This window comes from Streptomyces sp. NPDC007189, assembly GCF_040703635.1.
Classification (GTDB): Bacteria; Actinomycetota; Actinomycetes; order Streptomycetales; family Streptomycetaceae; genus Streptomyces.
This window is the reverse complement of the sequence record NZ_JBEYEY010000002.1, coordinates 294,695-307,645: the sequence shown is the minus strand read 5'-3', so window position 1 is coordinate 307,645 and position 12,951 is coordinate 294,695. Positions and strand designations below refer to the sequence as shown.

Sequence of the window (12,951 nt, the reverse complement as noted above, 5' to 3'; positions counted from 1 at the left end):
GCAGGGCGCCGAGGGCGAGGACAGGGATGAGACGTCTCATGGATCCGCATCCTCGGCGGCCCCGTTGAACCGCCGGTGGCTACGAGGTGGACTCGCCCTTCATCGCGGCCTCCATGGCGAGCAGCTCCTCGTTGGGCACGGCACCGCCGAACCGCCGGTCGCGGGAGGCGAATTCCATGCAGGCCCGCCACAGGTCACGGCGGTCGAAGTCGGGCCAGAGCACGTCCTGGAAGACCATCTCGGCGTACGCGCTCTGCCACAGCAGGTAGTTGGAGGTGCGCTGCTCCCCACTGGGCCGCAGGAAGAGGTCCACGTCCGGCATGTCCGGGTAGTACAGGTACTTCTGGATGGTCTTCTCGCTGACCTTGGACGGGTCCAGCCGCCCGGCCGCGACGTCCTCGGCCAGCGCCTTCGCCGCGTCGGCGATCTCCGCCCGGCCGCCGTAGTTCATGCAGAAGTACAGCGTGAGCAGGTCGTTGCCCTTGGTCTGCTCCTGGGCGACCTGCAGCTCCTTGGCGACGGACTTCCACAGCCTGGGCATCCGGCCCACCCAGCGCACCCGGATCCCCAGCTCGTCGAGCTGGTCCCGGGTCTTGCGGATGAAGTCGCGGTTGAAGTTCATCAGGAAGCGGACCTCGTCGGGCGAGCGCTTCCAGTTCTCGGTGGAGAAGGCGTACAGGGAGATGTTGCGGACGCCGATCTCGATGGACCCCTGGAGCACGTCGAGCACCCGCTCGGCGCCGACCTTGTGCCCCTCCGTCCGGGGCAGCCCGCGCTCCTTCGCCCACCGGCCGTTGCCGTCCATGACGATCGCCACATGGTTCGGGACCAGCTCACCCGGGAGCTTCGGCGCACGCGCACCCGAGGGATGCGGCTCCGGCGCCTTGTACTCGCGCCTTTGGCGCCCCAGGATCCCGCGTACGGCCATGTGCTCCTCGTCTCCCTCTTGCTTCTCGACGTAACCGAGCGGACTACTTCTCGACGTATCTGAGCGAACGCAGCCCGCGCTCCAGATGCCAGTGCAGGTAGGCGGACACCAGCCCGCTGCCCTCACGGACGTACCGCGCCTCGCAGGCGTCCGCCGTCTCCCAGTCTCCCGTAAGCAGCGCGCCGAGCAGCACCAGGGTCTGCGGCGACGGTACGACGCTGCCGGGCACCCGGCAGTCGGCGCAGACGGAACCGCCGGAGGCCACGGAGAAGAACCGGTTCGGTCCGGGCATGCCGCACTTGGCGCAGTCGCCGAAGCTCGGGGCGTAGCCGTTCACGGCGAGGGAGCGGAGCAGGAACGCGTCGAGCACGAGATGGGGCGCGTGCTCGCCCCGGGCGAGGGTCCGCAGGGCGCCCACGAGCAGCAGATACTGCTGCACGGCCGGCTCGCCCTCGTGGTCGGTGAACCGCTCGGCGGTCTCCAGCATGGCCGTCCCGGCGGTGTAGCGCGCGTAGTCGGTGACGATCCCGCCGCCGTACGGCGCGATGGTCTCACTCTGCGTGCACAGCGGCAGCCCCCGCCCGACCAGGTCGCTCCCGCGCGCGAAGAACTGCACGTCGACGTGCGAGAACGGCTCCAGCCGGGCCCCGAACTTCGACTTCGTCCGCCGCACACCCCGAGCCACGGCCCGCACCCGCCCATGCCCCCGCGTGAGCAGGGTGATGATCCGGTCCGCCTCACCGAGTTTCTGGGTGCGCAGCACGATGCCGTCATCCCGGAAGAGACTCACAGCCGGCCCCCGCTTCCCGCCGGCCGGGGGTCCGGGGGTTGACCCCCGGGACGGCACAGCATGATCCGGTCCGCCCCACCCGGCTTCTGGGTGCGCAGCACGATGCCGTCGTCGCGGAACAGGCTCATGAAGCCCATTGTCGCCCACGCGGGCCCCTGCCCATGACGCTCAGCGAAATGTCGCACCGCCCCCGCCATTGGCTCGACCACTGGCGGCCCGGCCCATCCGTGTGCGCCGTCTTGACCACCCCCACGCCCCCTCCTATGGTCGCGCTACCGGCCGGACGTAGGACGTAGGACGTCGTATCTCTCAGCACCCGCCTCACCCCTCCCGCCCCCGACTCGTTGGAGGACCCGTGCGCGACGACGTGACACCCGAGCCCGGCGTACCGGCACCGCGCCGCCGGCAGTTCCTCGCTTACACCGGTGTGCTCGGCGCGGCCGCTCTGCTGCCGCCGGCGCTGACCGCGTGCTCGGCCGGGCCGCAGTCGACGAACGACACCGGGGGCGGGGGCAGCGGGAAGGACCGGACGCTGACCGCCGTGATCGGCTACGGCAACGACGGCAGCTGGGATCCGACGCAGACGGCGTCGGCGTTCTGCATGGCCGCCAACCACCACATCTACGAGGGGCTGCTGGACACCGACCCGATCACCCGGGTGCCGTATCCGGCGCTCGCCACCGCACTCCCCGGCGACCGGAACGCCACCACCTGGCGGTTCACGCTGCGCTCGGGCGCCACCTTCCACGACGGCAAGCCCGTCACCGCCGACGACGTCGTGTTCGTCTTCGACCGGATCCTCGACCCGAAGACCCAGACCCTCGCCAAGGGGTTCTTCGAAAGCTGGCTGGACGGCGTCAGAAGGGTCGACTCGCGCACCGTCGAGCTCCGGCTCAAGTTCCCCTTCCCGGACGGGCTGTCCCGGCTCACCCTCGCCAAGATCATGCCGAAGCACGTCTTCTCCAAGCCCGGCGCCTGGGACGACGCGATCAAGGGGCTGGCGGTCGGCTCGGGGCCGTACCGGCAGACCGCACACCACCCGAAGTCCAACACCGCCTTCGAGGCGTACGCCGGCTACAACGGTCCGCGCCCGCCCGCCTTCAAGCGCATGAACTGGCTGACCATCGTCGACGCCGCTCCCCGCGTCGCGAAGATCTCCGGGTCGGACGCTGGGGCGCAGATCGCCGACAACATCCCGTATGCCAACATCGCGCGGCTGGAGCAGAGCGGGCTGAAGGTCGCCGGCGGCGCCGGGATGAACAACCTGTTCCTGATGTTCAACACCCGGCACAAGCCCTTCGACGACGTGCGGGTGCGGCAGGCCCTGCACTACGCCATCGACACCGGGAAGATGGTGCGGGTCGCCCTCAAGGGGCACGGAAAGCCCGCGTCCTCCTTCCTCAACGAGGGCAACCCCAGCTACCGGCGGGCCAAGACCGTCTACGACTACGACCCGGACAAGGCGAAAGCGCTGCTGAAAGCCGCCGGAGTCACCGACCTCAAGGTCACCATCCTCGCGGTCAACGTCAGTTGGATCGTCGACTGCCTGCCGACCATCAAGGCGTCCTGGGACGCCATCGGGGTGCACACGACTCTGGCGCCGCAGGAGACCACGGCCGTGTTCACCAAGATGGACCAGAAGCAGGACTACCAGGTCGTCGCCGCCGCGTCCAACCCCAATCAGTTCGGGCTCGACGCCGACCTGATCATGCACTACAACTACGGGCCGCAGAACCTGTGGATGCAGTACACCCGGTGGGCCGACAACCCCGTCGCCAGGCAGCTCTTCAAGGACATGGACCGGGCGACCCGGGAGCCGGATCCGCAGAGGAAGAAGGCGATGGTCCAGGACTACATCGACGTCGTCGCCGAGCAGGCCGTGCTGTACCCGGTGGTGCACAACGAGCTGATGACCGCCTGGGATCCCCGCGAGCTCGCCGGGATAAGGGCCCAGCCGTACCCGGGCATCAACCTGCTGCAGGCGAAGTGGGTCTGACGGCATGACGGCCGTCGTACGGATCCTGGTCCGGCGTATCGCCCTGCTCGTGCCGCTGATGCTCGGGATCGTGCTGTTCGTGTTCCTGGTGATGCGGTTCTCGGACGTCGATCCCGCGTCCGCGTTCTTCCAGGGGGCCAATCCGACCCCGCGGCAACTGCACGACTTCCGGGAGCGGAACGGCCTGCTCGATCCGCTCCCGGTGCGGTACGTCCACTTCGTCGGCGCCCTCCTCCACGGCGACCTCGGCACCAGCGCCCTGACCCGCGCGCCCGTGGCCGACCAGGTCAGCACCGCGCTGCCGCTCACCCTCCAGCTGACCTTCCTCGGGCTCGCCCTCGCGGTGGTGCTGGCGCTGCTGGGCGGGGTGACGGCCGCCGTGTACCGGGACCGGATCCCGGACCAGGTGATCCGCGTCGTCTCGCTGGTCGGGGTCGCCGCCCCCGGCTTCTGGCTGGCGCTGCTGATGATCCAGTACCTGGCGGTGGACCGGGGCTGGTTCCCGACCGGCGGCTACATCAACCCGGCCGACTCGCTCACCGGCTGGCTGAAGACCATGGCGCTGCCCGCCATCGCCCTCTCCCTGCCGGTGGCCGCCCAGCTGACGAGGATCGTGCGGACCTCGGTGGTGGAGGAGCTGGACAAGGACTACGTGCGGACGGCGATCGGCAGCGGGCTGCCGCCGTGGGTCGTCGTCGGCCGGAACGTGCTGCGCAACGCCCTGGTCAATCCGCTGACCGTGCTCGGGCTGCGGGTCGGCTATCTGCTCGGCGGCGCCGTCGTCATCGAGACGATCTTCTCGCTGCCCGGCATGGGCAAGCTGATGATCGACGCCGTGCAGAACGGGGACCCGGCGGTGGTGCAGGGGGTGGTCCTCACCACGGCCACCGGGTTCGTCGTCGTCAATCTCGTCATCGACATCCTGTATCTGCTGGTCAACCCACGTCTGAGGGCGGGCTGATGGTCACGCGCGCGAGTCTTGCCGAGCGGCTTTCCCGGCCCGGCGGCGTCCGGCTGCGGGCCTGGCGCCGGCTGCCGCTGCTGTCGAAGGCCGCCGTCTGCTTCCTGGCCGTCGTCCTCCTGGTCGCCGTACTCGCCCCGCTGCTCGCCCCGGACGATCCGCTGGACCAGCAGGACCCGGCCGGCGGCTCCGGGCATCCGTCCGCCGCGCACTGGCTGGGGCAGGACAGCCTCGGCCGGGACATCCTGAGCCGGCTGATGTACGGCGCCCGGTGGTCGCTGGCGATCGGGCTGGGGGCGACCGTGCTCGCGCTGGTCGCCGGCGCCCTGCTCGGCGCGCTCGCGGCCACCTCGCGCAAGGCGGTCGACGAGACGCTGATGCGCTGTCTGGACGTGGTGATGGCGTTCCCGGGCATCGCGCTCGCGGCCGTGCTGGTCGCGGTGTTCGGCGGCGGGATCGGGGTGCTGATCTGCGCCATCGCCTTCCTGTTCACGCCGCCCGTCGCCCGGGTCGTACGGGCGAACGTCCTCGACCAGTACGGCGAGGACTACGTCATCGCCGAGCGGGTGATCGGCGCCCGCACCCCGCACATCGTGCTGCGGCACGTGGCCGTCAACTGCGCCGCCCCGGTACTGGTGTTCTGCACGGTACAGGTCGCCGAGGCGATCGTGTTCGAGGCGTCGCTGTCCTTCATCGGCGCCGGGGTGCGGCCGCCGGACCCGTCCTGGGGCAGTGTCATCGCCGACGGCAAGAACATGGTGCTGACCGGCGGCTGGTGGGCGACCGTCTTCCCCGGGCTGCTGATCCTGCTGACGGTGCTGTCGCTGAACATCCTCTCCGAGGGCCTGTCGGACGCGTGGGCGGCGCCGGCGCCCCGGGAGGTGGAGGCTGCGCCGGAGGGGGCACCGGCGGACCGGCTGGAGACGCCCGAGCCCGGCAGCGGCGAGGTGCTGCGGCTGCCCGGCCTGACCGAGGCCGCCCGGCGGCTGCGCGCCCGCGCCCGGCCCCGCCCCGACGCCTCCGCGCAGCCGGTGCTCGCCGTGGAGAACCTCACCATCGGCTTCCCGGACCGGCACCGGGGCGTGGACGTCGTCGCCGGGGTCGGCTTCGAGGTGTACCCGGGCGAAGTGCTCGGTCTGGTGGGCGAGTCGGGGTGCGGGAAGTCGCTGACCGCGCTCACCGTCATGGGGCTCCAGCCGAGGGGCGCGCGCGTCGGCGGCCAGGTGCGGTTCCGGCAGCGGGACCTGCTCGCCGAGCCGATGCGGGTACGGCGGCGGCTGCTCGGGCACGAGATGGCGATGGTCTACCAGGACGCCCTGTCCTCGCTGAACCCGGCGATGACCATCCGCGCCCAGCTGAAGCAGCTCGTCCGGCGCGGCGGCCGGCGCGGTCCGGCCGAGCTGCTGGAGCTGGTCGGCCTGGACCCCGAGCGCACGCTGCGCAGCTATCCGCACGAGCTGTCCGGCGGGCAGCGGCAGCGGGTGCTGATCGCCATGGCGCTGTCCCGCGAGCCCCGGCTGATCGTCGCCGACGAGCCGACGACCGCCCTGGACGTCACCGTGCAGGCCCAGGTGATGGAGCTGCTGCTGCGGCTGCGCGAGGAGCTGGGGTTCGCGCTGATCCTGGTCTCGCACGATCTGGCGCTGGTCGCCGACGTCACCGACCGGGTGGTGGTGATGTACGGCGGGCAGATCGTGGAGAGCGGGGTGACCGCCGAGCTGGTGGCGGCGCCGGCCCACCACTACACGCGCGGGCTGCTCGGCAGCGTGCTGTCGCTGGAGTCGGCCGAGGAGCGGATGACGCAGATCAAGGGGACCGTCCCCGCCCCGGCCGACTTCCCGGCGGGCTGCCGCTTCGCCGACCGCTGCCCGCTGGCGAGCGAGGTGTGCCACGACCGGGCGCCCGTCCTCACCGGTACGGCCGCCCACACGGCCGCCTGCCACCATCCGGCCGTATCCGTGGAGGGGGCTCTGCAGTGAACGCCGTCGTCGAGGTCCGGGACGTCCATGTCGTGCACAAGGCCCGCAGCGGCGGACTCTTCCGTCGCGACCGGGTGTACGCCCTGACCGGCGCCGACCTCACCGTGGCCGCCGGGGAGACGGTGGGCGTGGTGGGCGAGTCGGGGTGCGGGAAGTCGACGCTGGCGCGGGTGCTGGTCGGCGTGCAGCGGCCGACGTCCGGGACGGTGGCGTTCCGCGGGCGGGACCTGTGGACGATGCCGCCCGCCGAGCGCCGGACCACCGTCGGCGCGGGCGTCGGGATGGTCTTCCAGGACCCGTCGACGGCGCTGAACCGGCGGCTGCCGGTACGGCGGATCCTGCGCGACCCGCTGGACGTGCACCAGCGCGGCACCCGGCCCGAACGGGAGGAGCGAGTACGGGAGTTGATGGCGCTCGTAGGTCTCCCCCGGGCCCTCGCGGACGCCCTGCCCGGACAGCTCTCCGGCGGCCAGCGGCAGCGCGTCGCCATCGCCCGCGCGCTCGCCCTGGACCCGGCGCTGGTCGTCGCCGACGAGCCGACCAGCGCGCTGGACGTGTCGGTCCGCGCGCAGATCCTCAATCTCCTGCTGGACCTGAAGGAGCGCCTCGGGCTCGCCCTGGTGTTCGTCTCGCACGACATCCAGACGGTACGGCGGATGAGCGACCGGGTGATCACCATGTACCTGGGCCGGATCGTCGAGGAGACCCCGGCCGACCGGGTCACCGGCGCCGCCCGGCACCCGTACACCCGCGCCCTGTTCTCCGCCACGCCCGGCCTGCTGGACCCGATCGACCCGATCCCGCTGACCGGTCCGGTGCCGTCGGCGACCCGGCCGCCGAGCGGCTGCCCGTTCCGCACCCGCTGCTGGAAGGCGGACGGGCTGTGCGCCGAGGCGATGCCGGAATTCTCGGCCGCGTCACGGCCCGGACACCGCTACCGGTGCCACCATCCTGTCCAGGAGGAGGAAACGACCCGCGACCTAGCAGACCTAGCACGCCAGGAGCCCTGACATGCCCTTGCCCACCCCGCTGACCGGTGTCGTCCCGCCCGTCTGCACGCCCCTGACGCCGGACCGCGAGGTGGACGTGCCCTCGCTGCTCAGGCTGGTCGGCCATCTGGTGGAGGGCGGGGTGCACGGGCTGTTCCTGCTCGGGTCGACGTCCGAGGCCGCGTTCCTCACGGACCGGCAGCGCAGGCAGGTGGTGGAGGCGGTGGTGGCCCATGTGGGCGGTCAGCTGCCGGTCCTCGCCGGCGCCATCGACATGACCACGCCGCGGGTGCTGGAGCACGTCGCGGCGGTGACGGCGGCCGGAGCGGAGGCGGTGGTCGTCACCGCGCCCTTCTACGCCCGCACGCACCGCGCCGAGATCGTCCACCACTACCGCCGGATCGCCGCCGCGTCCGACGTGCCGGTCATCGCGTACGACATCCCCGTCGCCGTGCACACCAAGCTCCCCGCCGAGGTGGTGCTGGGGCTGGCCGCCGACCGGGTGCTGGCCGGGATCAAGGACTCCAGCGGCGACCTGGCCGCCTTCCGCGAGATCGTCACCGGCACCCGCGCGCACCCCGGGTTCAGCGCGCTCACCGGTTCCGAGCTGATCGTGGACTCGGCGCTGGCCCTGGGCGCCGACGGGGCGGTGCCGGGCCTGGCCAACGTCGATCCGCACGGGTACGTACGGCTGTACCGGATGTGCCGCGCCGGCGACTTCGAGGGCGCGCGGGCCGAGCAGGAGCGGTTGTGCGCGCTGTTCGGGATGGTCACGGTCGGGGATCCGGCCCGGATGGGCGGCAGCTCGTCGGCGCTGGGCGCGTTCAAGGCCGCGCTGCATCTGCGGGGGGTCATCGACTGCGCGGTCACGGCGGAGCCGCAGGTGCCGCTGTCGGGGGACGAGGTGGAGAGGGTGGGGAAGTTCCTGGCGGCGGCGGGGCTGCTCTAGCCCGCCGGCAAGGCCAGTCTGCGGAACTCCAGGGTGTCGTAGGCGTGCTTGCCGCCCGTCTCGTACAGGACACCGACCATGCCGGGTCCCAGCTGGACCAGGTCGGAGTAGGCGGCCGGGCGGTTCGAGAGGGTGAGCAGCCTGCTGAAGGTGCGGCCGGAGTCCGTGCTGGACCACAGGGCGAGGGCGCGGCGGGCGGTCGGCGCGGAGGGGGCCGAGAAGAGCAGCGGGGCTTTGCGGCCGCGGAGCTGGAGGAGGCTGCCCTGGACGACCGGGACGGCGTTCAGGGCGGGCTGGACGGCGTAGGGGCGGTCGAGGGTGGTGCCGCCGTCGGAGGAGTAGGTGTCGAGGCGGTTGCCCGGCGCGCTGCCGTACTGGTCGCGGGCGTTGAAGTAGACCCGGCCGTCCGGGAGTTGGGCGGCGGTCGTCTCGTTGGGCCGGATGGCGCCGTCGTGGGGCTCGGTCACGAAGCCGAGGTGCCAGGTGCGGCCGCCGTCGTCGCTGTAGAGGGCGTGCCCGCCGCCGTACGGGGAGCCGGGGCCGAAGGAGTGGTCGGCGGGGACCAGCAGCCGGCCGGCATGGGGGCCCCGGGTGAGGGCTACGGCGTGGCCGGGGCCGGTGGCGTACCAGGTCCAGCCGGGCCGCTCCACCGACGCCGTGATGTCCGCCGGCGCCGTGAAGTGCCGGCCGTCGTCCCGGCTGCGCTGCACGAACACCCGGCGCTCCCCCTCACCGCGCCGGATCTGCTCCTCCGTCAGCCTGCCGCTGTTGGAGCAGGTCACCAGGACGACGGCGCCGGTGCGCGGGTCCACGACCGGCGCCGGGTTGCCCCGGGTGTCCCCGCGCCCGGCGGCCACCACGGTCAGCGGGCCCCAGCTGCAGCCGCCGTCGGTGGAGCGGCGCAGCACGACGTCGATGGCGCCGGTGTCCGCCGGTCCGTCGCGGCGCCCCTCGGCGAAGGCCAGGAGGGTGCCGTGCCGGGTGCGCACCAGGGCGGGGATGCGGTAGACGGCGTAACCGCCGCGGCCGGAGACGTACGGCAGCGATCCGGCGCAGCCGGTGAGCGGCGCGGCGAGGGCCGCCGTGGGCGGGCGGACGGTGAGCGAGGTGAGGAGCGCGAGGGCGGTGAGCAGGAGGCGGCTTCTCGGTGTCACCCGCCCATGGTCCCCAAAACCACCGGCCCGGACTCGTAACCGACGATCACCGGCCGGGCGCGTTCCCGGGCGCCGAGCGTGCCCGTGATCCGGCTGACGTGCGTCGTGGCGGTGAGCGGGCTCAGCCCCAACGCCCCGGCGATCTCCGCGCGGTCAGCCGTGGCGTGGGCCCCATGAGGCTCTTGGTCGTCACGGAGTATCAGGACGGCGTGCGCGCCGCCGCCAGCAGCCGTGTCACGTCGTCGGCGCAGATGGTCAGCGCCGCCCCGACCGTGGTGAGGGCGTCCCGTTCCGCCGGTGTGTACGGTCCGTCGGCCAGGGCGATGCGGGCGCCCTGGAGGAGCAGGGACTCGCGGCCGGCCGGGGCGAGGTGCGGGGCCAGCGGGTCCAGGGCCTCGTGCAGCTCTATCGTCAGGCTGGTGCCGCACTCCGCGCCGAGCACCCGGCCGGTGTCGGCGGCGAGGGCCTCGACCAGCGCGGCCAGCTGTTCCTCGGTGCAGCCGTCGAAACCGGCGGCGCGCACGGTGCCGGCGGCCGTCTCCAGGGCCGTACGGGAGGAGGTGCCGCCGGCGGCGAGCACGGCGAGGGCGACGGTGTGCACGGCGTCGCGGAGCATCGCGGAGAAGCGGCGCGTGGTGGGGTGGTCGAGGACGTCGGTGCCGTAGTGGTGCCCGCAGGCGGCGCACTCCACGACCGGTCCGGCGGTGCCGCGCGGCAGCAGGGGCACGCCCAGCAGGGTGAGCCTGCGGCGTCCGGTGAGCCGTTGGTAGTTGCGGTCGCCTCCGCAGCCGGGGCAGTAGAACTCGCCGTCCCCGACGGGTGTCCACGCGGTGCGGATGCGCAGGATGCGCGCAGCCCTGGCGGCACGGCCGTCTCGTCCCCGTACTGGCAGCACGTCGCACCTCCGTAACGACGCGGCAACATCGCCGCGCTGGCGTGATGTTAGCCACACCACCAAGGCTGAGTCAGTACCCCGTAAGAGACCTTTCTGTGACCATCACGGTCTGCTGGCCGAAAACGAGCGGGTCCCGCCCGCCGGGAACGGCGGACGGGACCTTGCGACTCGGGGCGGAGCCGCACCCCGAGGGGCGCGCGGCTGTGTCTGATCTGCGGCTACCGCCGGGCGGGCCCGGCACGCCACGACGGCGCCGCAGCCGGCCGACGGCCGATGCCCCCGGTCGGCTGTCCCGGCACAGCGCTAGCGCGCCGCGCGGTTGACCGCGGAGACGACCGCCTTCAGCGACGCACGCGTCGTGTTCGCGTCGATGCCGATGCCCCACAGGACCTTGCCGTCGATCGCGCACTCGATGTAGGAGGCGGCCTGCGCGGAGGCGCCCTCGCTCATCGTGTGCTCCTGGTAGTCCAGCAGGCGTACGTCGATGCCGATGGACTGCAGGGCGTCGAAGAAGGCCGAGATCGGACCGTTGCCGGAGCCGGTCAGGATGGTGTCCTCGCCGTCGACGGTCGCCTCGACGGTGAGCGTGTCCACGCCGTCGGTGTCGGTGGTCGACTGGCCCGTCCTGACCTGGATGCGGCCCCACGGGTTGTCCGGGTTCGGCAGGTACTCGTCCTGGAAGACCGCCCAGATCTCCTTCGGCGTGATTTCGCCGCCCTCGGCGTCCGTCTTCGCCTGGATGAGCCTCGAGAACTCGATCTGCATCCGGCGCGGCAGGTCCAGCTTGTGGTCGTTCTTCAGGACGTAGGAGACACCGCCCTTGCCGGACTGCGAGTTGACGCGGATGACGGCCTCGTAGGAGCGGCCGACGTCCTTGGGGTCGATGGGCAGGTACGGCACGGCCCACTCGAGGTCGTCGACGGTGACGCCCTTGGCCTTGGCGTCGGCCTCCATGGCGTCGAAGCCCTTCTTGATGGCGTCCTGGTGGGAGCCGGAGAAGGACGTGTAGACCAGGTCGCCCACGTACGGGTGGCGCGGGTGGACCTCCATCTGGTTGCAGTACTCCCACACGCGGCGGATCTCGTCGATGTCGGAGAAGTCGATCTGCGGGTCGACGCCCTGCGAGAACAGGTTCATGCCCAGGGTGACCAGGTCGACGTTGCCGGTGCGCTCGCCCTGCCCGAACAGGCAGCCCTCGACGCGGTCGGCGCCGGCCATCAGGGCCAGCTCGGCCGCCGCCACGGCCGTACCGCGGTCGTTGTGCGGGTGGACGGACAGGCAGACGTACTCGCGGCGGGACAGGTTGCGGTGCATCCACTCGAAGCGGTCCGCGTGCGTGGACGGGGTGGAACGCTCCACGGTGGCGGGCAGGTTGAGGATGATCTCGCGGTCCGGGCCGGGCTGCCAGACGTCCATGACCGCCTCGCAGACCTCCAGGGCGAAGTCCAGCTCGGTGTCGGTGAAGATCTCCGGCGAGTACTGATAGCCGAACTCGGTCTCGGGGCCCAGCAGTTTCTCGGCGTACTCGATCACCAGGCGGGTGCCGTCGACGGCGATCTGCTTGATGTCGTCCTTGGAGCCGCGGAAGACCACCCGGCGGAAGACCGGCGCGGTGGCGTTGTACAGGTGGACGGTGGCCCGCTTGGCGCCCTTCAGGGACTCCACGGTCCGCTCGATCAGGTCCTCGCGGGCCTGGGTCAGCACGGAGATCGTGACGTCGTCCGGGATCGCGCCCTCTTCCTCGATGATCGAGCGCACGAAGTCGAAGTCGGTCTGGCCGGAGGCGGGGAAGCCGACCTCGATCTCCTTGTAGCCCATCTTGACCAGCTGGTCGAACATCCGGCGCTTGCGCTCGGGCGACATCGGGTCGATCAGGGCTTGGTTGCCGTCACGCAGGTCGGTGGAGAGCCAGCGCGGGGCTACGGTGATCCGCTTGTCCGGCCAGGTGCGGTCCGGGATGTCCACCTGCTCGTAGCGGCCGTACTTGTGGATCGGCATGGGGCTGGGCTGCTGGCGGTTGGCCATGATCGCGTGGGCTCCTTGGGGAGTTCCGGAGGTCCGGATGTCCTGGGGGACGGCCGACGACGCAACACCAAGCTCCGCGGGGAGGGAGTCGGCCTTCGTCTACAGGCCCTCGCCGCGGCAGCTAAGGAGAAGCAGCCCGAAACGCATGATGCGCAGCAGCCTAGCCGAGCCGCCCAGGACGCGGGGGCGTGTCCCAGTATGCGGGACCGCACCTATAAACCCACTAGAACATGGATAAATCGTGCGCCGTACCACATGCGCCCTACCACATCGTCACGGAGCGTT

11 protein-coding genes and 1 pseudogene are annotated in these 12,951 nt (G+C 71.7%); 5 read left to right on the top strand and 7 right to left on the bottom strand.

All coding sequences use genetic code 11. The features are described 5' to 3' along the window. Positions 1 to 79 precede the first annotated feature (79 nt). From AB0950_RS04495 to AB0950_RS04485, 3 genes are read right to left on the bottom strand one after another with little or no spacing between them, the layout of a single operon-like run. Complete coding sequence (locus tag AB0950_RS04495; protein ID WP_360144279.1) at positions 80 to 928, bottom strand: isoprenyl transferase; 849 nt, start codon at positions 926 to 928, stop codon at positions 80 to 82. Between the two features lie 43 nt (positions 929 to 971). Then, complete coding sequence (recO, locus tag AB0950_RS04490; protein ID WP_360144282.1) at positions 972 to 1,718, bottom strand: DNA repair protein RecO; 747 nt, start codon at positions 1,716 to 1,718, stop codon at positions 972 to 974. After that, positions 1,715 to 1,846: a hypothetical protein gene (locus AB0950_RS04485; protein WP_366777778.1), complete on the bottom strand. Its 132-nt coding sequence runs from the start codon at positions 1,844 to 1,846 to the stop codon at positions 1,715 to 1,717. Before AB0950_RS04485 ends, recO begins: the two co-directional genes overlap by 4 nt. A 227-nt stretch (positions 1,847 to 2,073) precedes the next feature. On the opposite strand from AB0950_RS04485, the gene AB0950_RS04480 reads away from it, so the two are divergent. The 5 genes from AB0950_RS04480 to AB0950_RS04460 are packed head-to-tail and all read left to right on the top strand — an operon-like array spanning position 2,074 to position 8,592. Beyond that, complete coding sequence (locus tag AB0950_RS04480) at positions 2,074 to 3,714, top strand: ABC transporter substrate-binding protein (protein ID WP_360144288.1); 1,641 nt, start codon at positions 2,074 to 2,076, stop codon at positions 3,712 to 3,714. Positions 3,715 to 3,718: 4 nt separating this feature from the next. Beyond that, positions 3,719 to 4,675, top strand: a complete 957-nt coding sequence (locus AB0950_RS04475) for an ABC transporter permease (RefSeq protein ID WP_360144291.1) — start codon at positions 3,719 to 3,721, stop codon at positions 4,673 to 4,675. Further along, positions 4,675 to 6,654: a dipeptide/oligopeptide/nickel ABC transporter permease/ATP-binding protein gene (locus AB0950_RS04470; RefSeq protein WP_360144294.1), complete on the top strand. Its 1,980-nt coding sequence runs from the start codon at positions 4,675 to 4,677 to the stop codon at positions 6,652 to 6,654. Before AB0950_RS04475 ends, AB0950_RS04470 begins: the two co-directional genes overlap by 1 nt. Continuing rightward, complete coding sequence (locus tag AB0950_RS04465) at positions 6,651 to 7,664, top strand: ABC transporter ATP-binding protein (RefSeq protein WP_366777776.1); 1,014 nt, start codon at positions 6,651 to 6,653, stop codon at positions 7,662 to 7,664. Before AB0950_RS04470 ends, AB0950_RS04465 begins: the two co-directional genes overlap by 4 nt. Before the next feature lies 1 nt (position 7,665). Continuing rightward, the gene (locus AB0950_RS04460; protein WP_360570899.1) at positions 7,666 to 8,592 is read left to right on the top strand and encodes a dihydrodipicolinate synthase family protein; all 927 of its coding nucleotides are present in this window, start codon (positions 7,666 to 7,668) and stop codon (positions 8,590 to 8,592) included. Here the strand turns inward: AB0950_RS04460 and AB0950_RS04455 are convergent. The 4 genes and pseudogenes from AB0950_RS04455 to leuA form a co-directional block, all read right to left on the bottom strand. Then, a complete protein-coding gene (locus AB0950_RS04455) occupies positions 8,589 to 9,746 on the bottom strand; it encodes a sialidase family protein (protein WP_366777775.1) in 1,158 nt (385 codons plus the stop codon). The genes AB0950_RS04460 and AB0950_RS04455 overlap by 4 nt on opposite strands. Further along, positions 9,743 to 9,892 (bottom strand): annotated as a pseudogene (locus tag AB0950_RS04450) (DNA-binding response regulator); the annotation flags it as partial. The pseudogene AB0950_RS04450 and the gene AB0950_RS04455, both read right to left, overlap by 4 nt. A 53-nt stretch (positions 9,893 to 9,945) precedes the next feature. Then, entirely contained in the window at positions 9,946 to 10,641 is a 696-nt protein-coding gene (locus AB0950_RS04445) for a TerB family tellurite resistance protein (protein ID WP_330340056.1), read from the bottom strand. Positions 10,642 to 10,944: 303 nt separating this feature from the next. Next, positions 10,945 to 12,666, bottom strand: a complete 1,722-nt coding sequence (gene leuA, locus AB0950_RS04440; protein ID WP_360144307.1) for a 2-isopropylmalate synthase — start codon at positions 12,664 to 12,666, stop codon at positions 10,945 to 10,947. Positions 12,667 to 12,951: the final 285 nt, after the last annotated feature.

Coding starts and splice junctions, on each gene's coding strand:
- AB0950_RS04460 (WP_360570899.1), top strand. CDS start 7,666: ATGCCCTTGCCCACCCCGCTGACCGGTGTCGTCCCGCCCGTCTGCACG.
- leuA (WP_360144307.1), bottom strand. CDS start 12,666: ATGGCCAACCGCCAGCAGCCCAGCCCCATGCCGATCCACAAGTACGGC.
- AB0950_RS04495 (WP_360144279.1), bottom strand. CDS start 928: ATGGCCGTACGCGGGATCCTGGGGCGCCAAAGGCGCGAGTACAAGGCG.
- AB0950_RS04475 (WP_360144291.1), top strand. CDS start 3,719: ATGACGGCCGTCGTACGGATCCTGGTCCGGCGTATCGCCCTGCTCGTG.
- AB0950_RS04485 (WP_366777778.1), bottom strand. CDS start 1,846: ATGAGCCTGTTCCGCGACGACGGCATCGTGCTGCGCACCCAGAAGCCG.
- AB0950_RS04470 (WP_360144294.1), top strand. CDS start 4,675: ATGGTCACGCGCGCGAGTCTTGCCGAGCGGCTTTCCCGGCCCGGCGGC.